13 protein-coding genes are annotated in these 21,765 nt (G+C 60.4%); 10 read left to right on the forward strand and 3 right to left on the reverse strand.

The genetic code is table 11. The features are described from left to right. Nucleotides 1–59 precede the first annotated feature (59 nt). Entirely contained in the window at nt 60–758 is a 699-nt protein-coding gene (locus NZK35_RS14185; protein ID WP_259633191.1) for an outer membrane beta-barrel protein, read from the reverse strand. 447 nt (nt 759–1,205) lie between these two features. Here NZK35_RS14185 and NZK35_RS14190 point away from each other — a divergent pair, with 447 nt between their 5' ends. From NZK35_RS14190 to NZK35_RS14220, 7 genes are all read left to right on the forward strand, one after another. Beyond that, nucleotides 1,206–2,258: an AAA family ATPase gene (locus NZK35_RS14190; protein ID WP_259633192.1), complete on the forward strand. Its 1,053-nt coding sequence runs from the start codon at nt 1,206–1,208 to the stop codon at nt 2,256–2,258. 173 nt (nt 2,259–2,431) lie between these two features. Next, on the forward strand, nt 2,432–3,343 hold the full coding sequence (locus NZK35_RS14195) for a DUF58 domain-containing protein (protein ID WP_259633193.1): 912 nt from the start codon (nt 2,432–2,434) through the stop codon (nt 3,341–3,343). Continuing rightward, entirely contained in the window at nt 3,340–5,319 is a 1,980-nt protein-coding gene (locus tag NZK35_RS14200) for a BatA domain-containing protein (protein WP_259633194.1), read from the forward strand. Before NZK35_RS14195 ends, NZK35_RS14200 begins: the two co-directional genes overlap by 4 nt. Then, nucleotides 5,310–7,472: a hypothetical protein gene (locus tag NZK35_RS14205; protein ID WP_259633195.1), complete on the forward strand. Its 2,163-nt coding sequence runs from the start codon at nt 5,310–5,312 to the stop codon at nt 7,470–7,472. Before NZK35_RS14200 ends, NZK35_RS14205 begins: the two co-directional genes overlap by 10 nt. 89 nt (nt 7,473–7,561) lie before the next feature. Beyond that, nucleotides 7,562–10,771, forward strand: coding sequence for a hypothetical protein (locus NZK35_RS14210; RefSeq protein ID WP_259633196.1), 3,210 nt, complete (start codon nt 7,562–7,564; stop codon nt 10,769–10,771). 332 nt (nt 10,772–11,103) lie between these two features. Further along, nucleotides 11,104–12,177, forward strand: a complete 1,074-nt coding sequence (locus tag NZK35_RS14215) for a prenyltransferase/squalene oxidase repeat-containing protein (protein ID WP_259633197.1) — start codon at nt 11,104–11,106, stop codon at nt 12,175–12,177. A gap of 628 nt (nt 12,178–12,805) precedes the next feature. Further along, nucleotides 12,806–14,941, forward strand: a complete 2,136-nt coding sequence (locus NZK35_RS14220) for a hypothetical protein (RefSeq protein WP_259633198.1) — start codon at nt 12,806–12,808, stop codon at nt 14,939–14,941. Nucleotides 14,942–15,009: 68 nt separating this feature from the next. Here the strand turns inward: NZK35_RS14220 and queC are convergent, their stop codons facing one another. Together queC and NZK35_RS14230 are read right to left on the reverse strand one after the other, a co-directional pair. Next, nucleotides 15,010–15,699, reverse strand: coding sequence for a 7-cyano-7-deazaguanine synthase QueC (gene queC, locus NZK35_RS14225; protein WP_259633199.1), 690 nt, complete (start codon nt 15,697–15,699; stop codon nt 15,010–15,012). Further along, nucleotides 15,696–16,649: a 3'-5' exoribonuclease YhaM family protein gene (locus NZK35_RS14230; protein ID WP_259633203.1), complete on the reverse strand. Its 954-nt coding sequence runs from the start codon at nt 16,647–16,649 to the stop codon at nt 15,696–15,698. Before NZK35_RS14230 ends, queC begins: the two co-directional genes overlap by 4 nt. A 180-nt stretch (nt 16,650–16,829) precedes the next feature. Here NZK35_RS14230 and NZK35_RS14235 point away from each other — a divergent pair, with 180 nt between their 5' ends. The 3 genes from NZK35_RS14235 to ppk1 all read left to right on the forward strand — a co-directional run bounded on the left by NZK35_RS14235 (nt 16,830) and on the right by ppk1 (nt 21,294). Continuing rightward, nucleotides 16,830–17,522 carry a hypothetical protein gene (locus NZK35_RS14235; protein ID WP_259633200.1) on the forward strand — a complete coding sequence of 231 codons (693 nt, stop codon included), beginning with the start codon at nt 16,830–16,832 and terminating at the stop codon, nt 17,520–17,522. A 348-nt stretch (nt 17,523–17,870) separates the two neighbouring features. Continuing rightward, a complete protein-coding gene (locus NZK35_RS14240) occupies nt 17,871–18,920 on the forward strand; it encodes a c-type cytochrome domain-containing protein (RefSeq protein WP_259633201.1) in 1,050 nt (349 codons plus the stop codon). Between the two features lie 136 nt (nt 18,921–19,056). Beyond that, nucleotides 19,057–21,294, forward strand: coding sequence for a polyphosphate kinase 1 (gene ppk1 / locus NZK35_RS14245; protein ID WP_259633202.1), 2,238 nt, complete (start codon nt 19,057–19,059; stop codon nt 21,292–21,294). Nucleotides 21,295–21,765: the final 471 nt, after the last annotated feature.

Consider the following 21,765-nt stretch of genomic DNA (forward strand, 5'->3'; position numbering starts at 1 on the left):
CTTAGCGGTATTGGGCTCAAGCCTGCACACCAACACGTATGCCCGTGCCCTTGCCAACGTTAGCGGCGGAAGATGCGTAGCGTCAGCAGCAGTTGATCCGAATCGAGATCGACGTTCAGGTTGCCGGCGGGGGCAGCACCACCGAGCGTCGTCAGGTTCGTGTTGGCGTTGCCGAGGTCGACGCGGCGATAGCCGAAATCCAATTCGACGTTGGACAGCAGCTTGCACGTCAGCCCGACGCCGAATTGGTACGCGATATCGTCATCTTCTTTGACGCTGGAGACGACACCGTCGGTTGCGGCGAATTCGAAGTGCGACCAGCCCAGACCGCCACCGGCGTAGACTTCGAAGTTGTCGCTGATCGGTTTGTCGATCCAGATGTTGCTCATCCCGCTCCAGCGTTCGGTGAACGCGCCGCGGTAAAAGAACGTGTACGGTCCCGGAGGTCCGGGGAAGCTGTTGAGTGTGAATTGCGAATCGTCGTAGAACGTGTATTGGGACTCCAGACGGATCTGGTAGTCACAGTGGTCGAATTCCCGTCCGTACGCGAAACCGTACGCTTCGTTTGTTTCATGTTCGATTCCCGACGCGTCGAAGTTTCCGCTGGTATTGCGTCCGGAGCCTTCCATCGAGAGGAAATCGCCTGCGAAAGAACCCGAGAGATAGCAATTCGTGAAATCGAAACGCTGGGCGGAGGCTGACGAGAGTCCGACGACGGACATCACGAGTGTAAGAAACAGTTTCTGTCCGAGACGCATGTCCGAATCCTTTCGATGTGGGAAGCAGTCACCAATCTGTCCGCAGGAAAAAGCATCCCAGCTTCCCCGCACTAAAGGGTTTCGGGCGTTGCCCCCCTCTGGGTTGGCCAAATTAATTCTGCTCCGTCCAACGTGGACCACCGCGTCGTTTTGTCCAATCGATACGGTTTACCGCCCAGATCGGAGAATCGTCGGCGGCCGGTGATTTTCGGGGGGATGACAGACCGCGGGTTCGCCTTCAGGCGGTTTGGGTTACACTAGCGCCCCGGCCAAATCTAGATTTAGGGTGCCGCGGAAAAGGGGTCAGGTACCAAGAATGCGAAGCACCCGCTGGGCCATTTGGTTTTTGGTGCCTGACCCCTTTTCCGCTCGACCCCGTGCAAGCCGGTCGCGCACGGTTGAGATTCAAACAACGCTAACGTGACACGATCGTCGTCTAAAAGTCAAATGTCTGGACAACTTCAATCAGCAGCACAGGATCCCAAGGCACTGAATCCCCCACCGCAGAGTCACGGATCACAAGGCGATCTGTCGGGCGATGACGTCAACGCGATCGATCGCTTGCAGCAGGCGTATGCCGATTTGCGCCGCGAGCTGTCACGTGTCATCGTCGGTCAAGCCGAAGCGATTGAGCAACTGGCGATCTGTTTCTTCGCCCGCCGCAACGCGTTGCTGGTCGGAGTGCCGGGGTTGGCCAAAACGCTTTTGGTTGGCAAATTCGCCGAGACGTTGTCGCTGAGTTTCAGTCGGATTCAGTTCACACCGGACTTGATGCCGATGGACATCACCGGGACCGATATCCTGCAAGACACGGCCGAGGGTCGGCGTGAATTCCAGTTCGTCCGTGGCCCCGTGTTTGCAAACGTGGTGCTGGCCGACGAAATCAATCGGGCCCCGCCGAAAACTCAGGCGGCGTTGTTGGAAGCGATGCAAGAAGGCAACGTGACCGTGCTCGGCAAAGAGTTTGCCCTGCCATCACCCTTCATGGTCTTGGCGACCCAGAATCCGGTGGAGCAGGAGGGGACGTATCCGTTGCCCGAGGCGCAGCTGGATCGTTTCATGTCTTTGATCGAACTGGGGTATCCCAGCGAAGCGGAAGAAATCCAGATCGCGCGGATGACCACCGGTGAGCGTCAGCCGGTCTTGGATTCGCTGTTGTCGGTCGAACAAATCTTGAGCCACCAGGAAGTCGTTCGCCGCGTCCCGGTGCCCGATCACCTGTACGAATTCGCCGCCAAGTTGGTCCGTCAGACGCGGCCCGATGGCGGTACGGCGCCGGATTGGCTGATCCCGCTGGTGGCCTGGGGTGCCGGACCGCGCGCGGTGCAGAGTTTGATTCTGGGTGCGAAAAGTCGAGCAGCGCTTTACGGCAGCTACATGGTTCGCCAAGAAGACATCCTGGCTGTCGCATCGCCCGTGCTTTCCCACCGGTTGGTATTGACCTTCGCCGCACAAGCCGAACGCATCACCGCCCGCGAAATCATCGCGAAGTTGATTTGAGTTTCGAGTTTCGAGTTTCGAGTTTCGAGTTTCGAGTTTCGAGTTTCGAGATTTGAGATTTGAGATTTGAGATTTGAGATTTGAGATTTGAGATTTGAGATTTGAGATTTGAGCTCGGGTGGGGTGCGGAGTACTGAAACGAACGTCTGGATGTTTTTACTTTTGTCACACGCATGATCGAACCTGGTTCTGACCCCGATGCCGTGACGGAATCGTTTTTCGATCCCGTGCTCGCGGAGCGTTTGTCGGCGATTCCGTTGACGACGCGGCGGCCGATGCTGGGCACCGTTTCGGGGCGGCATCAGAGTCCGCATCGCGGATCGAGCGTTGAGTTTGCCGAGTACCGTCGCTATCAACCCGGGGATGATTTGCGACGATTGGATTGGCGGGCGTACGGGCGAAGCGACCGCTACTACGTCAAGGAATTCGAAGCCGACACCAATTTGCGTCTGGTCTTGGTCCTCGACGGCAGCGGATCGATGGGTTTCGGTGACAAGCTGCACGCGGCGCGACAGATCGCCGCCACGCTCGCCTACATCGCGATTCGTCAAGGCGATGCGGCGGGGTTGATTTGTGCTAGCGAGGCCGGATCGGAATTGTTGCCGCCGCGGCGGATTGCCGGGCAGGTGTCCGTGTTGTTCGAACGGTTGCGAAACCTGCGATCCGCCGGGGTGACGACACTGGAAGAAACCCTTCATCAGTTGGCCGAAACGATTCGTGAACGCGCCTTGATCGTCGTGGTCTCCGATCTGTTGCTGGAGCCGCCGACGCTCCGCAGCGCGGTCGAGCACTTGGCGTTTCGTAAACACGATGTCGCTCTATTTCATTTGATGGATCCCGTCGAGTTGCAACCCGATTGGGATCGACCGATTCGATTGGATGACATGGAGGGGGATGAGTCGATTTTGGTCGATCCCGACGAGATCGCCGCCGGCTATGCAGACGCCGTCCAGGACTTTCTCGAAGAAGTCGAACGGATCAGTCGCGAAACAGCGGTCGACTATCACCGCGTGATGTTGGATCGGCCGATCGAAGAGTCGCTGATGGGATTTTTGGCCGGGCGAGGAAGAGATTCGGCTGTATGAGCTTTCTGAGACTCGGAGCGTTATGGGCTCTTCCGCTGGTTCTGATCCCGATCGTGATTCATCTGATTCACCGTCGCAGGCATCCCACTGCGCCGTGGGCGGCGATGATGTTTCTCCGCCGCGCCACTCAAGCACGTCGTGGTCCGGCAAAGCTGAGACGGTGGTTGATCCTTGCCGTGCGAACCTTGGTCGTCGCGGCTGTCGTGTTCGCGTTGGCGCGTCCACTTTCCAGCGGCATGTTCGGCGTCGCGGCTAGTCGTGTCGTTTCGGGGGCGCCTTCGGTGGTGGTCTTGGACCGTTCTGCCAGCATGCAGCGTCGAACCGAATCCGGATTGACCCACCAAGCGGCCGCACTCCAGCGCGTCGCGGAGACGCTGCGGACGTTGGGGACCCAGCGTGTGGTGCTGATCGACAGCGTCAGCGTCACCCCGATCGAGTTGGCGGATGTCGACGCGTTGACCGATCCACAGCTCACCGGCGGGGCGGCGTCCGCGGCAGACGTGCCGAAGATGTTGCGTGCCGCGATGCAGTACTTGATGGACCATGATCATTCGGTCGCCGACGTTTGGGTCTGCAGCGATGGTCAGATGAACGATTGGCGTCCCGATGCCGAGTCGTGGGGCCGAGTTGCGCAGGCCGCCCGAACCTTAGGTGATGGCGTTCGCCTGCATCTGGTGGACGTTGCCGATGACCCACGCGTGAATACTTCGGTTGTGTTGACCCGTCAGCGCGTGATCGATACAGGTTCAGCCAAGGAGCTGGCGGTCTCGGTACTCGTCGAGCGACAGGACGACGCGTCGGTTGTCGTTCCGCTGCGTCTGGTGGTCGGAGGTGTAACGCAATCCTTCGAGGTCCAGGTCAACGACGGACGCGGGGAATTGATTGATGCACGTGTCCCCGTGCCAGAAGACCAGGACGTCATCTACGGCCAGGTTTCGATTCCGGCGGATGTGAACGCCGCGGATGATGATTGGTTTTTTGTCGCGGCTGCCGATCAGGATCGTCCCATCGGGTTGGCCACCGAGTCGCCGTGTTTGGCCTTGGAGGTCGCCGCGGACGTGCTCGGCAACGTGGTGGCTGCCCAGGGCGGGGCGGGGCAGGGGAGTCGTCTGCAACAACCGGGGCAACTGTCCGGCGGTATGGCGTGTTTGATCTGGCAGGGACAGCTGCCCGTCGGCGACGATGCTGCGGCGGTCGCGCGGTTTCTCGAGAGCGGCGGGAGCGTGGTTTTTTTTCCACCGTTCGATGTCGACCGCGGCGTCGAGTTCCAGGGCGTCCGTTGGGCGCAATGGACTCGGGGGGCTGTTCGCCAGGCGAGCTTCGACCAGTGGGAGTTGCCGATCGCCGCCTCGTGTTCCCTCGACGGCCAAATGGTGCAATTGGCGGAGATCGGCGAAGGGGAACTTTGGATCGGAAAGGTACGCGTCGGCGGTGGAGCCGCTTGGTTTTGCGGAGCCGACGTGATCGACCCCGACAGCTTGTTCGTCAAGGATGGATTGGTGCTGTATGGATTGATGTCCGAAGCGCTGGATGCCAGCCCGCTGCAGATTGCCGGTGATGGCGGGATCGTGGCGGGGACCGACGACCGACGTCTTCAAACCGGGGCGGATCCGTTGAGCGCAACGGCAGACATCGAAACGCTGCTTGCCGGCGACGAAGCGATCGGCATGCCACTGGGGCACGGCGCCGGGGTGTTTGCAAAGCGGCACTCTGCGGAAAGTGCACCGCGTTTGGTCGCGATCAATCGGCCGGCGGCTGAATCCGATCGCCGGACGATCGCCGACTCGCAGCTCCAGGAGCTGCTGGGCGATGTTCGCTGGAACCGCGTGGTCCTACGCGGTCCCCAAGCCGACTCCGGCGGCGGTCTGGTGCATGAGATCTGGGGTGCGATCTGGGTGATGATGATCATCGGGATGTTGTGTGAAGCCTGGTTGACGTTACCGGGGCGGACACGAGGTGAGTCGCGATGGTTTTGATCTCTGCTGCAGCGATCATCGCCGTGATTGGGTTCGCATGGACCGCCTGGCGACGCAGTGGTCGTCGTTGGCGCGTCGGTGTGGTCGAGTGCCTGCGCGTCGTTTTGGTGACCGTCGCGATCGGACTGCTGTGGCAACCCGAGACGACGTACCATGTCGATTCGGATCGCAGGGGAGAGGTCGTCGTGTTGTTCGATCGCTCGGATAGCATGCAAACACGCGATGTTCCATCCGAACTTCGGGCGACCAGTCGTCGAGAGATTGCCGACGGCATTGGCGAGGACGCGGCCTGGGCGCGGTTGGACGGTCGATTCAAGAAAGTTGACGTCGCGCTCGACGAAGGCAGCGACGGTTCCAGCGATGGGGGCAGCGACCTGGGCGGCGCGTTGGATCGGGCGGCCGAACGCTACGAATCAGCGGTCGCGTTCGTGTTGGTGTCCGATGGCGATTTCAATCGTGGGCGTTCGCCGGTTCAGTCGGCGGCGGAAATCGCCGCCCGCAGCGGTGGTCGCGCACGCGTGGATTCGATTCCCATCGGCAGTGCCGATCGCTTGCCCGACATCGAACTGGTTTCCGCCGACGTTCCGACCTTTGGTGTCGTCGGTAAACCCGTCCGGATTCCGTTCACGATTCGGAACTGGTTCAGCCAGACACGTGAAGTGACCGTGTCGTTGCTCCAAGACGATCGCGCCGCAGACAGGCAAACCGTTTCGATCCGCGCCGGTGCGCGTTTCGACGGGGCATTTGTGTGGCAATCCGAACAGGCAGGCACGTATGCCTTGACCTTCCAGACGCCGGTGATCGAATCGGAAATGAATCAAGAGAACAATCGGCTGCATAGGACGATTGAAATTCGCGAAGAGAAACTGCGTGTCTTGGTCATCGAAGGGATCCCACGGTGGGAGTATCGCTATTTGCGAAACGCGTTGTTGCGCGATCCCGGAATCGACGTTTCCTGTTTGCTTTTTCACCCCCTGTTGCCGGCGGTTGGCGGCGGCGGAGAAGATTACTTGGCGTCGATGCCGGAGGATCCTGCGGAGTTGGCCTCCTATGATGTGATCTTCTTGGGCGATGTCGGCATCGCGGAAGGGCAATTGACCGTCGAGCAGTGTCGACAGATTCGAGGCTTGGTCGAACAGCAAGCGGTGGGCTTGGTGTTGATGCCGGGAACACGTGGCCAGCAAGCGTCGTTGTTGCCCAGTGAACTCGGGGAATTGGTGCCTGTCGTGATCGACCCTGCCAGGCCGCTAGGGGTTGGCAACGGCGTGCCGGCATCGTTTGCTTTGACCGGGACAGGCCGACGAAGCCTGTTGACGGCGCTGGACGATGACCCGCAGACCAACTGGGCGGTCTGGGAATCGCTGCCGGGATTTTATTGGCACGCCGCAGTCACCCGCGCCAAAGCGGGCAGCGAGGTGTTGGCGGTGCATGCCGAATCAAGCAATCAATATGGGCGTGTGCCGCTGTTGGTCACGCGTCCGGCCGGCGCCGGCAAGGTCCTGTTCATGGGCATCGATTCCGTCTGGCGTTGGCGGATGGGCGTCGAGGACAAATACCACTATCGTTTTTGGGGCCAAGTGATTCGTTGGATGGCCTATCAACGCAACATGGCGGTCGGAGAAACCATGCGATTGTCCTATCGACCCGATCAACCGCAGATCGGAGAAACCGTGACGTTGAGGGCCAGCGTCATGACCAGCGACGGGACGCCCTCGCAAGCCGACGCGGCGATGCTGGAAATCGTTTCGCCAACCGGTCCGAGCCAATCGCTGCGATTGCAACGCGAAGATTCGCAGTGGGGTGTGTTCACCGCGCAGACGCAGTTGGACCAGTACGGCGTCTACGCCTTGACGCTCCGGCACCCTTCGGAAGAATCCACCGTCACGGCGCGTGTTGCGGTGCAGGGCAGGGGGGAGGAACAGGTCGGTCGGCCGGCGCGGCGTGATATCATGCGTGAAGTGGCCAAGGTGGGCCGAGGCCAGACATTCGCACCCGATCAAATCAACCGACTCGTCGATCAACTCAATCGCTTGCCGCCCGATCCGTCCACCCTGCGACGCATCCAGTGGTGGAATCACCCCGCGGTGCTGTCGGCCATGATCGCCGGACTGGCGTTGTTCTGGGTCGGACGAAAGTGGGCCGGAGGCGTTTGAGGGTTGGTTTTAAGTTTGAAGTTTCGATTGCTAAGCTGTCTTTTCTTTTCCATTTTTCTGCCCTCCATTTTTCTGCCACCTCCCACCCCATGACCACCCGGCAATCGCATCACATCACGATTCCCGCCCGTTTGCTCGACAAACTGGCCGAGTTTCGTCGTGCGCTGGTGTGGAGGGTGGGGCGTGATCATCTGGTTCGTTTTCTGTTGATCGGCGGAGTCGTGTTTTGGGTGTTGCTGATCGCTGACCGATTCGTGGAAACCCCCGTCTCGATTCGCTGGGGGTTGTTGGCGGTGATCGTCGCGGCGATGGGCATTGCGGTGACGCGGCTGTGGCAAACCCTTTGGGATTGCCGATCACCGTTGCGTGTTGCCGAGGTAATCCGACGGCGCGATCCTGTTTTCGGTGATCACTTGGTCGGCGCGTTGGAATTGGCAGATTGTGAATCGGAACAGGCTCGTTCGGTGACGCTGTGTGTCGCGGCGCTGGAGCAAGTGGCCGACGAAGCGGTGACGCGAGAGTTTCAGCAAGCGCTTCCGGAATCGCGTCTTCGTATCATGGTACGCGGATTGGCGGCGTTGTTGGCGTCGGCTGTCTTGGTGTTCGCGCTCGCCCCGCAAGCGGTTTGGAACACGGCGACACGACTGTTCGCTCCGTCGGCAGAAATCGATCGTTTTACATTTGTGACCTTGCAAATGCTTCCGCCCGAACGTGTCGTGCCGCGCGACGAGCCGTCGCAGTGGACGGTGGCGTTGGATTCTGACAGTCGCTGGACGCCGCGTGATGCGACGATTCGGATTGGAACCCATCGCTCCACCGCACGTGTGACTCGATCCGACGACTCCGTTCCGGCAAGCTATTCGTTCCAGCTACCACGGTTGTTCGAGCCTTCGATCGCGGACGTTCAAGTGGGGGATGCGCGCCGCCGGGTCCGACTGATCCCTAAGCTTCGGCCGGAATTGACGAGCGTCGTTGCAACGGTTCGGTTGCCGGATTACTTGGCGGGGCGAATCGACGGTGGCAAACCGCAGACCGATTACGACGCCGGTGTGATTCGCATCGTCGAAGGCGCCATGGCGACGCTGCAGTTGACGGTTTCGTCGGCTTTGGCCGATGCAACCGTCGACGGCACGCCGGTCGCTGTGCAGGACCCGCGGCGGAATCAATTCGTGGCGGAACTGGGGACGTCGGCGGAAAGCGTCCGTCTGCACTGGACCGATCAAGACGGATTGGCGGCGGCCGAGCCGATGACGGTGACGGTGCAGCGTGTTCCCGATCAGCGGCCGACGCTGTTGGTCGAAAACGAATCGATTCCGCCGCGGGTCCTGGACAGTCAAGCGTTGCGTTTTTCGGTGACCGCTCAGGATGACTTTGCCGTCCGCCGAGTCGGGATGCAGTGGTCCGCGGATTCGAGTTCGGAGTCTGGAGAACGGGTGTTGGGATCTGGCGGCGATGACGGTTCGCTGGCTGCGATGTTTCAGGCGACGTCGTTGTCCGTTCCGCCGGGAGAAGTGAGCGTGCGGTTTTGGGCCGAAGACGACTTTCCGGGACGCGAGCGGGTGTATTCCGATCCGCTGCCGATCCACGTGCTGACGGCCGATGAGCACGCCGTCTGGATCGCCGGCCAATTCGCTCGCTGGCGTCAGGCCGCGATGGATGTTCGGGATCGAGAACTGAATCTGTTCTCGCGCAATCGCGAATTGGCCGAAGTCGCCGTTGCCGAGCGAGATGACCAATGGCGCGCGGCGGTGGCCGAGCAGGCGCGGGCCGAAGCCTTCAACGGTCGGCAACTGGAAGCATTGACCGGTGAAGGGGAAGCGTTGTTGCGGCAGGCGGCGCGGAATGATCAAGTTGACGTCGACTATGTCGAAAAGCTTGCCGCAACGATCCAGACGCTGCAAGAGATGTCCGATGATCGCATGCCGCGCGTCGCCGATTTGCTGCGGCAAGCGGCAGAGCAAGCGGCAGAGCAAGCGGAAGAGGAATCAAAGTTCGCGGAACTCGCCGGGCAGGAAAGCTCGCAAGGCACGTTGCCCGAGTCGGGTGATGGCGATGCCGCCGACGACTCGCCGCAAGACCCCGACGCGGAATCATCCGAGCGAATCAGTTTGGCCGGCACCACGATTGTCGACACGTCCAAGCGGTCGCCCAAGAGTGAAAGCGAGAAATCGGAGGAGGACAGCTTGTCGATCGCCATCGAAGATCAAACCGACCTGGTGGCGGAATTCGATGCCGTCGCCGAGGAACTCAAAGAGCTGATGGGGAACATGGAAGGCAGCACGCTGGTCAAACGTTTGAAATCGGTCAGCCGGTTGCAGGATCGGGTCGCCATGCAACTGGGACGGAGCATCGAATCCACCTTCGGCCAAGCCCCCGAATCGAATGGAGATGTGTTGCAGTCGGTCGTTGCCGACGTGATCGAGTCGGCCGCCCGGGTTCGCACGGTGCTGGACGACTTGGAAGCGTTTTGTCAGCGACGCGAGATCGAACACTTTCAATCCGTGCTGGATGAGATGAACCAGGCCCGTGTCTTGGAACAGTTGAAAGTGTTGCAGGAACGAGTCCCGGCGCGGCCCGGTGTTTCAATCTCCGCGGCCGAATATTGGTCGGACAACCTGGATCGGTGGGCCGATGACTTGGTGGATCCGGGGTCCGAACAATCCGAATCGGGGCCACAGAACAAAAAGTCGCTTTCACCGGCGGTGATCGTGGAAGTGTTGAGGATCCTGGAAGCCGAGGTGACGTTGCGCGAACAGACGCGCGTCGCCGATCAGGGACGCGAGGCGATGCAGCAAGCGGACTACGTCAGCGAGGCGATTCGGTTGAGTGAATCACAGGATCTGTTGCGCGATCGTTTGGACGCGGTCGTCGACGGCATCGAGGCATTGCCGGACGGGTTGTTGAATTTCGGAGAAGAGATCGAAGTGTTGAAGCTGGCCGGTGCCGCGATGGTCGACGCGTCGAAGACATTGGTCACGCCGGAAACCGGACCGGTCGCGATCGCGGCGCAAACCGAAGCGATTGAATTGTTGTTGCGGAGTAACAAGATCAGCCCCGAGGGCGGCGGCGGTGGCGGAGGAAGCGCCGGGGGAGGGCAGGGCGGCGAGACCGATCAGGCGGCGATCGCGTTGCTGGGTCAAGGCCTCAATCAACTCGCCATCACCCGTGAATCGGAAACACAGTTGTCCGTCGGGCGAGACCGTGACAAGGTGCCGGAACGATGGCGAGCGGGTTTGGATCGGTATTTCGATCAGCTGGAGCAACGAAGGTCATCGACGATTTTGGAGGCGGGGCAATGAGGAATCGGATGCGTATTCTTCCTCTTCGGGCCCGAGCGTCACGAGACGTTGCGTTTGGACGCGCTGATTACGTTCCCACTGCATGTGAACCAAATCCGCTTGCGGAGCGGGGTTTACCCCGACAGAACAGCGCAGTGAAGCATTTGTTAGCGGCAGGGCGCGAGCCCTCCGGTCTGTTGGCAGCGATGAGGAACCGGAGGGCTCGCGCCCTGCCGCTAACACCCCGTAAAGCACAGGAAATAGATGCTTCACAGCTTTACCGGCAGGGGTTAAAGCCAGTAGCCGGCGGCCGCGTCAGCGCACCCCCGAGATTCCCAATGTGGTGGTCTAGGATGAACGTTCGTTTCATCACACTGCTCTGCCTGATTTTCGGGGCCATGTTTGTTGCCGCATCGCCAGCCAACGCCCAGGCCCCTGGTGTGACCTCTCCGGATTCATCGTCGGCCAACATCGGCGAGAGGGTCTCGCGTGACGTGCATGAAATCTACGCCAAGGGGCTGGAGTTTCTGACGCAGACCCAGGACGAGCGGGGGACTTGGCCGGCCGGTGAGGGCGTTGGACCGGGAACGACGGGGCTGGCCGTGCTGGCCTTTTTGGCTTCCGGCGAAGACCCCAATTTTGGTCCGCACCGGGACGTGATTCGCAAAGGGTTGCGGCACATCATTGCGGGCCAGTCCGCGGTGACCGGTTACATTTCACCCAGCATGTATCATCACGGGTTCGCGATGTTGGCACTTTGTGAAGCCTACGGTGTGGTCGACGACTCGGATCTGTATCCGCCTGGCGAGCGGGAATCGCAGCGCAGTCTCGCCGTCGCGGTGGAACTGGCTGTCCGCGCGGCGCTGACGGCACAAAAGAATAATCGCCGGGGCGGATGGCGTTACGCTCCCAACGCAAGCGACGCCGATACCTCCGTCTCGGGCGCCGTCGTGATGGGCTTGTTGGCCGCACGCAATGCGGGGATCGAGGTGCCGGATGAGTCGATTGATCGGGCAATCGATTACCTCGTTTCGATGACGGCCGAGGACGGCTCGGTCGGCTACACCAGTGCAAGCGAAGGTGGCGGTGGCGAATCGGTCGCCCGCAGCAGCATCGTGAACCTGGTGCTCGCCATCGCCGGACGAAAAGAGTTACAGGCCTATCCCTTGACGTTGCAGTACCTCGTTGCCAATCGCGACGCCGAGCCGTTGTGGCCCGAATACGCCCGCTACTATCAAGCCCAGGCGTACTTCCAGTCGGACGTCGCGGTTTGGAAACAGTGGAACGATCGGCTGATTCAACGACTCAAACGTGACCAGAAGCCGAACGGGAGTTTTGACGGAGATCTCGGCGTCACCAACAGTACGTCGATGTCTTTGTTGGCGTTGGCTGTGAACTACCGATTTTTGCCGATCTATGAACGATAACCTTCAAGACATCCGGTTGCGATCAGATGGCGTCGAGCCCGTAGGCTTGCGCCTAATAACACTAAATCGTGAAGCGAAAATGAAACACCATGGCTCCCCTCTCCCCCGATTCCTGACGAGCCTAAGCGAGTCAGGAATTGGGGGAGAGGGGCTGGGGGTGAGGGGGATTGGTTCTGCGCGCGGTTGCTGGATTACGACGACGATGCGCTCTCGAAACCCGGTTGGATCTAGCGGTAGGTCGTACGCTGGAATGCGAACTGCATCAAATCGACTCAGCAGGAATCAACGGTGTATCGCCTATCGGATGCTCACGAAGAAACTTTCCTCTGGCGCAACCACAATCGCGCGCGATCCGCTAAACCGAGTTTTCCAATTCATTCGATCGGCCGCGCTGATTACGAGCAAACCCGATGGCCTTGTGATTGCATCGTTGTTTGGTCACGCGGATTCCCCCTCACCCCCAGCCCCTCTCCCCCAAACAAGCCTCTACTCATCGCAAGGTTTTCGCTTACTAGAATCAGGTGGCGCGCATGAGCAATCCGAATCGACCAAGAGGCTTGTTCGGGGGAGAGGGGAGCCATTTTGGGGTAAGTCGCTTATCGATTTAGCGGTATTAGGCTTGCGCCAGATGGTTGCAGATCGTTTAACACCAACCGACTACCGGCTACTGGTCGGTGTCTTGTTCCTGTTGATCGGTTCGGTGGCTGATTTATCGGCTGCTGATTCCGGCATGCGGTTTTTGCTGGCCGATGGCAGCGTGATCGACGGCACGTTGTCCGCCGCCGAGGAGCCAGCGAAGCTGCGGATCAACACAAAACTGTTCGCCCAGCCGATCGAAATCTCGACCCAAAATCTGTTGGAGGCTCGTCGCGAACCCTTGAACTCTGGCAGCGTTGCAGGCGATGGTCCTGAGACTTCGACCAACACGTTTGCGTTTCTGTTGAGCGACGGCAGCCGATTCGTTGGCAACGTCGTCTCCTGGTTAGGCGGTCTGATCACGCTCGAAACCGAAGACCTGGGGCGGGTGTCGTTTGCCGCCCAGCGTGTGGTCCGCATCGTCGACCAGGCGAGCATGCCGCACCAGATCCTGGCTTTGTCTGATGCTCGCTATCGATTTCGTCGTGAAACGGGTTGGAACTTCACCGGGCAGGGCATGTCGTGCACGGTCCCGGAATCGACGGCGGTCGCAGGCATCGATCTGCCGGATCGATTTCGCATTCGAGTCGAAGTGGCTTGCGCGGGGACGGCCGATTTCGAACTGTCGCTCGGTGATCGGTCGCAGGGCGGGGCAGGGCAGGGCGGTACGCGGGTTGATCGGCGGGGTGGGTCGATTTCACGTTTGCCGACCGAGCGTTTCGTCACCCGAGTGGAGTGGTTCGGTGAAAGTGTTTCGTTGGTCCGCAGCAATGCGAGTGTTTCCGATGCCGGCGTGTTTGACGTGTCGGATTCGCCGGGACGGTTGGAGCTGGATTTGTATGGTGATCAACGGACCGGGCGGCTGCTGGCCTACCGCGACGGTGTGCTGCAAGCGGACGTCTCGCTCGTCGATGAGGAGCCCGTCGTGCGGCGGGAGTTGACGTTGATCAACCGCGGGGATCCGGTGCAGCTGACGAGTTTCGAATTGTTCCATTGGGATGGCCAGCCGCCGCCGTCGCAGTTCTTGCCCGATCGCTTCACCTTGTTTCGCGACGGCTCGATCATTGATCAAGTCGCCGAGGGCTGGGATGCGAATCGGTTTCAGATCGACGGCACGTGGTACGCGATGGACGATCTTACGCGGATGGAGTTTGCCGTGGCGACGCAGGTTGCGCCGGCGTGTGATCTGAGTCTGTCTGGCGGTAGTCGAGTGCGCGGGCAGGTGGAAGGCCGAGATTCCGATGGTGCAATCCTGGTGCGCGAGGGGACGGGAACCGTTTTGGCCGTTGCACCGTCGCGGGTCACGCGTTGGGTGGGCCGATCGGAGGACGTGACAGCGCCGCCCGGCGAGGCGGCTCAATTCCAAGCCGACGGCGTGTCAATGTGGGGACGTTTGCTGGACGGTCGCGACGTCGGCGCGACGTTCGGCTGGCGATCCTTGTCCGGCGAGAATGACGTCGGGATCGCGGCGACCGAAGGGGTGACGATTCGGTTCGCGTCGACGTCAGATTCCGATGCGACGTCTGTGCCCGACCTCGGCATGCTGCAGCTGCGTTGCGGCGATCGCTTGCCCGGTCAATTGGTTTCGATTCAGCCCAATGGTGTCCGTTTTCAAAGCGATTGGTGTGGCGAGGTTCTTGTGGCGTTGGGCGAAGTCCGTCGAATTCGAACGGGGCCGGCGGTCGCGGCGGGCGAGACCGATGCGCCTTGGTTGACGCGTCTGCCGCGACGGATGGCGGATTCGCCGCCGACACACTTGCTGGTTTCGCCCAACGGTGACGTGTTGCGAGGGCGTTTGTTGTCGATGGACGAAGACGCCGCTCGCATCGAAATCCGCGGTCGGACGCGGTTGATCAAACGCTCAAGCGTGGCGGAGGTGATTTGGCTCGGCCCATCGGACGAAGAATCGGCAGCGTGTCGCTACGTCATCACAACCCGTGACGGTGCGCGGTTGGGGCTGCAGACGGCCGGATTTGATGGCCGCGAGTTGTCGGGCAGGCAAACCGAATTGGGGAACTGTCGCGTCCCCGCGGCGGCGCTGGAAAGTCTGCGGTTCGGAACGAGAGACGCGTCGCCGGGCGAGACCTGGGATCTGGTGCCGGTGAAGCAACCGAAGACGTTTGAGTGAGCGACGTGGGATAGGCTTCCAGGCCTGTCCATTTCGCGATGACAGGCTGGAAGCCTATCCCCTGATCCTCAGCTCGCGGGGTCTTTGAGGTTGTTTTCATCGAACCCTTTTTGACGCAGCAGACAGGCGTCGCAGTGGCCACAGGGCTTCCCACCGGCGCCGGGATCGTAGCAGGACAGAGTCATCGAATAGTCGACGCCCAGGCGGAGCCCGGTTTGAATGATTTCGCCTTTGGTCAAATGGATCAGCGGCGTGTGGACCGTCAGCTTTTGCCCGCTGGTGCCGCTCTGGGTCGCCAGGTTGGCCATCGTTTCAAACGCGGCAATGTATTCTGGGCGGCAATCGGGATAGCCGCTGTAGTCGAGCGAGTTGACGCCGATGAACAGATCGACCGAGCCGATGGTTTCGGCAAAGGCCAATGCCAGTGACAGGAACACGGTGTTGCGTGCCGGCACATAGGTCACTGGGATTTCCATGCCGATCTGTTCGACGGAGTCAGACTTGGGCACCACGATCGACTGATCGGTCAGTGCCGATCCGCCAAATTGGGACAGATTGATTTCGACGACTCGGTGCGATGCGACGTCGAATTGCCGGGCCAACGCGGCGGCTCGTTCGAGTTCGTATTCGTGTCGTTGACCGTAGCGGAAGCTGATCGCATGGATGGCAAAGTTTGCTTCGCGTGCGATCGCCAGGCACGTCGCACTGTCGAGTCCACCGGAGAGCAAGACGACGGCGGGGGAGCGGTTTTCGGTCACTGCTTTTTCCATAGCTTGCGTCCGATCGAGGGATGGTAGTTGGTCCAGTTTTCGTTGTTGGTCAAATCCGACTCGATCAGACTGGTAAAGGAAGTGATTTTGGCGTCCAGGTTGTCGATGTGGTGCAACGCGATCGCTTCCAAAGTGGCCGGCAAACGGGGGCTGCCAAACTCGAGTTGGCCATGGTGGGAAACGATCAGGTGCTCCAGTTGCAAACGCAAGTCGTTGGGGAAATCTTCGTCGGCGTCTTCTTCAAACGCCACGATCGCGTCGCCGAGCATCTGCACGCCGATGACGATGTGCCCGACCAGTTGGCCGCGGTCGGTGTAGCTCAGTTCGCCGCTGGCGGAGATCTCTTCGATCTTGCCCAGGTCATGCAGGAACGCGCCAAACATCAACAGTTCGCTATCCACGCCGGGATAGCGAGGTCCGAGAAACTGGCAGACTTCCATCAGGTCGACGGTGTGTCGCAGCAGCCCGCCGGGGTAGGCGTGGTGGTTGGAGACCGCGGCGGTGGCCAGGCGAAGTTTGGCGACGAAGGACTCGTCGGACAGGAACGCGTTTCCCAGTCCACGCAAGTAGACGTTGTGCAGGTTTTCGAGCATGTCCCGCAAGGTCGTCATGGCCTGGTCGGCGGCGGCGGCGTCGAACTGATCAAAATCACTCGGATCGACTTCGGTTTCGGCCAGGTCATCGATGGCGGTCAAGATGACTTGCAACGCACCCTGGTGAACTTGTGTGCGGCCGATGCAATGGACATAGCCGCCGCGACGGATTTTTTCGTAATCCGAATCATCGGCGTTCCACATCATGGCGACAATCGTCCCGCTGCGGTCGGCCAGCTTCAGCAGCAGGTACTTGCCGCCTTGCCGATTCACGCGGATTTGCTTGTCGGCCAAGCGGAAGGATTGATCCAGAGACTGGCCGTCGGTCAGATCGGTGACAAGCATACGGGGCACGGCAGATTCCCATTGGCGGGGGCGTAAAAGGATGAGTCGATGCAAAGGATGCGTGCGAAGGCCGCCGCTGGCAAGGTGTGGACGCCGGGGATCCCCTGCAACGCGACCGGCAACGGGACGAATTCTCGCAAAGTGCTTCGTTTACGGCGGGGGAGTGTTATACTGGGTCGCATGTCGACTCAGGCCTCTTCTACCGGCAAAACACGATCCTCGGTCAACTTGGTTCGGTCCTCGCACTCGTGGACCGAAGCCGAGAGTGCGGCCGGTTTTGTGTTGCGTTATCTGTCGCCGATGCGGAAGCAGTTGACCACCGTGATGGGGTCAACCGAAGAAGCGGATCAGGCGTTGCGGATTCTATTGACGCACCTGGTTTCGGCGGGGTTCGGCGAGCATCGCAAAGGGCGGCTGCGAGACTTTTTGGCGCGGGCGGTGAAATCCTGTGCCAAGGCGCGGTTGGTCGAACAGGGTGGCGCCGAATCGGACCCGGAAAAATCGCCCTCGCTGACGCTGGATTCCAAGCAGTGGCTCGCGTTGTGGCGGAATTGTCTGCTCGAACGGGCCTGGCGAGCGTTGGAGCGCATGCAGCATCAAGATGCCAGCCGGCCGCTGTACAGCGTCTTATGGGCCAGCACGATTCATCCCAAGGCCAGCTTGGAAGAGATCGCCGCCGAGGTCGAAAAGGCGTGCTCGGTCAAGCTGGACCAAATTCAGTTGCAGCAATTAAAATTGGAAGCCAAAGCGGCTTTCGCGCAGTTGTTGGCCGACGAAGTAGTCGAAACGCTGGAAAATCCCGACAAAGCGGCGGTCAAGAAGGAAATTCAGTCGCTCGGAATCGGTAGCGCGTTCAGCGGATTGATGGTTTAAGTGTGACACAGCACAAGTGATTGGAACCGGGGCCGTCGTGTGTCATAATGGGGGCGAGTCCGCTGTTATCGCCCACGCGCCATCTCGGATTCACCGGCCAGTCGTGATCGCCATTCGGGGTTGCCCCACGCACCGCCGCATCGCACCACGTATCACACCGGCCGGCCGGTCCCGCCTCCCCCTACCACCCGCTTTTTCCGACAACGACCACTGTTTCGCTCCCGCACTTTCAAGTCGCCCGGAACCCGGCGCCATCCGCACCCTTGGGGCGGAGACGGCGCACGAGCTTCAGGAGGCCGGCAATGGCGGAGCATTCGGTGCCGTTCTCGTTTTGGAGAAACAGACGCGATGTCCATTTTCATGCGTTTCCCGTTCCGCCTTGTTCTTGCCGCGTGCAGTGTAGCGATCCTCGTCGTCGGTTCCCTGGGGGCTCAGGAACGCACCGCGGTGGACGAGGAGGGACGGATCGTCAACTTCCAACGCGACATCGTTCCGATCTTGCGGGCCAGGTGTTTGGAGTGTCACAACGAAGATGAAGCGAAGGGGGATTTTCGTGTCGATGACGCCGAGACGTTTTTGTCGTACGTCGAACCGGAGGACGCCGAGTACAGCACGGTGCTGGCCGATTACATGCTTTCGGACGATCCCGACATGCTGATGCCGCCTCCGTCCAAGGGAGGCCCAATGTCGCCGCACGAGTTGTCGATGATTCGCGTCTGGATCGACGAAGGCGCCCACTGGCCCGAGGACGTCGCGATCGTCGAGGTGTCTGCGGAGGAGAGCGAGCAAGCGGCCGCCGAGCCGGTCGCCGAAGCGCCCAAGTCGCTGGTGGATCGCGTTTGGGCGTTCCAGGGATTTTTGCATCCGGCCACCGTCCATTTCCCGATCGCGCTGTTGCTGTTCGGCGCGCTGTTCGTCGTCTTGGGATGGAAGTGGCCGAGTCTGGGGCAACAGATCCCCTTGGCCTGTTTGCTGTTGGGGTCGTTGATGGCGATCGCTTCGACGGCGATGGGTTGGTCGTTCGCGATCGAGAAAGGCTACGGGTCTTGGACCAAGGTCGACATGGACAGCGAGGTGTTTTGGCATCGTTGGAGCGGGGTGATTGTGGCGGTCACGTCGGGCGTGCTGGCGATCATCGCGCTACGAGGTCTGGCCTCGAAAAACAGCAAGCTCGAACGGACCTGGAAGATCGGACTGTTGGTCGTCGCGGGAATGGTCGGCGCGGTCGGACACCAGGGTGGCGAGATGACCTATGGCAAGGATTTCTATCCCAAGGCGTTCCGAATCCTGTTGGGCACCGAAGGCGAACCTGTCGAAGAACAGCTGGCGGAAGACCCCGCGGCATCGGCCGATGGTGAAGTGGTCACGGCGACGGTGACAACAGCATCGTCCAACTGACAACGGGGCAACGGGTTTTAAGCGGCCGCGAGGCCGTTCGTCTCTTAGACTCTGCGATTTCGCCGCGGGTGATTTCTGGTGATCCTCTGATCGCGTATCCTGGGGTGGGGACGTTCCCAGCACGATCAACGCAATCATGGACACGGGAAAACGAGTGGCGAAAAGCGAAAAGAAGAAAAAACCGGGTTCCAAAACCGCCTCACGCAAAGCACTGATCGATCGTCCGCTGCCGGGGGATCGTTTTCTCAACCGCGAACTCAGCTGGTTGGCGTTCAACCAACGCGTTTTGGCCCAGGCGGCCGACGGCACGCTGCCGATTCTCGAGCGCGCCAAGTTCCTGGCCATCACCAGTTCCAACCTGGATGAATTCATGATGGTCCGCGTCGGCGGCCTAAAGATCTTGCACCAGCGCAACCCGACACAGCGGGATCCGGCAGGCATGGTGGCGGTCGAGCAATTGCAGGCGGTCGCCAAGAGGGGGCACGAGATCGTCTCGCGGCAGTACCAGTTACTCCGCGAGGAGGTGCAGCCGAAATTGGAGTCGGCGGGAATCGCTCAAGTCGATTTGACGCAAGCCAGTGAGTCCGAACACGTTGCCTCGACCGCCCGCTTTTGGCGCGATGTCTTTCCCGTGCTGTCGCCCCAAGCGGTTTCAGCGGATAGCTTTCCGCTGCTGCAAGGTCTGGGGTTGCATCTGTTCATCCGTTTGAAACGGGATCCCGACACCCGGCTCGGCAAGGCGGGCGACGGGCCGGAGTCGGGCGAAGGAGAGGGCTCCGCGGAAACGTCGGAATACGCGTTGATTCCGATGGGCCGATCGCTGCAACGCGTGTTACCGATCTCGGGCGACAAGCGGCACGGCTATGTGTTGTTGGAGAGCTTGGCGGCGCACTTTGTCGACGAATTTTTTCCCGGCCGCGAGGTGCTCGAGTGCGTCCCCTTTCGGTTGACCCGCAACGCCGACATCGAGTTTCGCGAAGACGCCGCGAGCGATCTGCTGGGCGGGATGGAAGAGATCTTGGAGAACCGGCGTTATGCCAGACCCGTTCGTCTGGAATACGGAGCGTCGGCCAGCGAGGAGGCGGTCGAGTTTTTGCAGAAGGTCCACCAATTGCACCCCGAAGACCTGTACGCGATCGACGGCCCGATTGATCTGAGTTTCCTGTTCACGCTGCACGGGGAAGAGGGTTTCGATCACCTCCGCGATGAGGTCTGGCCGGCCAAACCGCATCCGCGGATCGATCCGGAAGAGTCGATGTTCACGACGATCGCGGCGGGCGATGTGTTGATGGTCCATCCCTACGATCGATTCGACTCCGTCGTGCGGTTGATCGAGGAGGCCGCGGCGGATCCAAATGTGTTGGCGATCAAACAGGTGTTGTATCGGACCAGTAAGAACAGCCCGGTCGTTGCGGCGCTGGAACGCGCCGCCGAACGCGGCAAGTACGTCACCGCGATCGTGGAATTGAAAGCGCGGTTCGATGAGGCGCGTAACATCGAATGGGCCAAGGAGATGGAACGCGCCGGCGTTCAGGTCATTTACGGAATTCATGGTTTAAAAACACACGCCAAGGTGTGCATCATCGTCCGCCGTGAACCGCAAGGCATCGTCCGCTACATGCACTTCGGCACCGGCAATTACAACGAGGCGACGGCGAAGCTGTACAGCGACATTTCGTTGCTGACCTGTGACGAGGTGTTGGGCCGCGATGCGACGAACTTTTTTAATGCGATCACCGGCGCCAGCCAGCCCAGGGCGCTGGAAGAGCTGGCCGCCGCACCGACCACGATGCGACGTCGTTTCCTGGATCTGATCGAAGAGGAAACGCAGCGCAGCCTGCAAGGTGGCCGCGGGCAAATCACCGCCAAGCTCAACGCTCTGGTCGACCCCGAGGTGATCGATGCGCTGTATCGCGCCAGCCGCGCGGGGGTGAAGATCCGTTTGAACGTTCGTGGTCAGTGTTGTTTGCGCCCCGGCGTGAAGAACTTGAGCGAAACGATCGAAGTGATTTCGATCATCGATCGGTTCCTGGAACACGCGCGGATCTTCTGTTTCCACCAGGACGGCGACGAGAAACTGCTGATCGGCAGTGCCGACTGGATGACACGCAACTTGGATCGCCGGGTCGAGTTGTTGGTGCCCGTGGCCGATCGAAAGTGCTGCGATCGGTTGAAGGAGGTGTTGGAGACCTATTTCGACGACAACACAAATTGCTGGCAGATGATGTCTGACGGAGAGTACCGTCAGCAGGACCGGGGCGATGAGCCTCCGCTGCGTTCCCAGCGCGTGCTGTACGACCGCGTGGTCAATACCTGGAAGAAGGCCGAATCAAGCCGCCGCGCGACGTTCCGCCCGATCAGCGCGGGCAGCTGAGATGACGTCTTTAGCGTTTCAAATTCGCCGGCCCCAGCGTCGGTGACATCTGTCGTCGGCTTGTCCGGAGACCAACGGTGCCAACTTTTGCTCATGCCAAAGGATGCAAAACGAAGCCCTCGACGCGACACAACGACGTTTTCGCCGACGCGACAAACTCAGCGCCGTCTGTGCAATTTGACACCCCCTGCAGAGTGCCGTAGAATCGGGTGGCGGGAGATATTCCGCAGTCCAACCGAGGAATATGTGCTTTTTACCTCAGTCGGACCACCAATAATTAATCGTTCACGCTGCTAACCGACGCCTGACGACAGCGCCCGGTTCTTTTGCGTCTTCTCGCGTTCTTTTGTGGCAATTGATTCGCCGTCGTTGGATCGTGACCCGGAGGGCGCCCACCGGATTTCATCGGACCTCTGTTTCCTAAGATTCGCATTTGATGTCACGGTTCGATAGGTGCGCGGTCGACTCGGC

Origin of the sequence: Stieleria sedimenti (assembly GCF_025060895.1) — a bacterium.
GTDB classification, from domain to species: Bacteria; Planctomycetota; Planctomycetia; order Pirellulales; family Pirellulaceae; genus Stieleria; species Stieleria sedimenti.

Bases quoted from the DNA above. Each gene is read 5' to 3' on its own strand.
- NZK35_RS14185 (WP_259633191.1), bottom strand. From the start codon at position 758: ATGCGTCTCGGACAGAAACTGTTTCTTACACTCGTGATGTCCGTCGTC.
- NZK35_RS14190 (WP_259633192.1), top strand. From the start codon at position 1,206: ATGTCTGGACAACTTCAATCAGCAGCACAGGATCCCAAGGCACTGAAT.
- NZK35_RS14195 (WP_259633193.1), top strand. From the start codon at position 2,432: ATGATCGAACCTGGTTCTGACCCCGATGCCGTGACGGAATCGTTTTTC.
- NZK35_RS14200 (WP_259633194.1), top strand. From the start codon at position 3,340: ATGAGCTTTCTGAGACTCGGAGCGTTATGGGCTCTTCCGCTGGTTCTG.
- NZK35_RS14205 (WP_259633195.1), top strand. From the start codon at position 5,310: ATGGTTTTGATCTCTGCTGCAGCGATCATCGCCGTGATTGGGTTCGCA.
- NZK35_RS14210 (WP_259633196.1), top strand. From the start codon at position 7,562: ATGACCACCCGGCAATCGCATCACATCACGATTCCCGCCCGTTTGCTC.
- NZK35_RS14215 (WP_259633197.1), top strand. From the start codon at position 11,104: ATGAACGTTCGTTTCATCACACTGCTCTGCCTGATTTTCGGGGCCATG.
- NZK35_RS14220 (WP_259633198.1), top strand. From the start codon at position 12,806: ATGGTTGCAGATCGTTTAACACCAACCGACTACCGGCTACTGGTCGGT.
- NZK35_RS14230 (WP_259633203.1), bottom strand. From the start codon at position 16,649: ATGCTTGTCACCGATCTGACCGACGGCCAGTCTCTGGATCAATCCTTC.
- NZK35_RS14235 (WP_259633200.1), top strand. From the start codon at position 16,830: ATGTCGACTCAGGCCTCTTCTACCGGCAAAACACGATCCTCGGTCAAC.
- NZK35_RS14240 (WP_259633201.1), top strand. From the start codon at position 17,871: ATGTCCATTTTCATGCGTTTCCCGTTCCGCCTTGTTCTTGCCGCGTGC.
- ppk1 (WP_259633202.1), top strand. From the start codon at position 19,057: ATGGACACGGGAAAACGAGTGGCGAAAAGCGAAAAGAAGAAAAAACCG.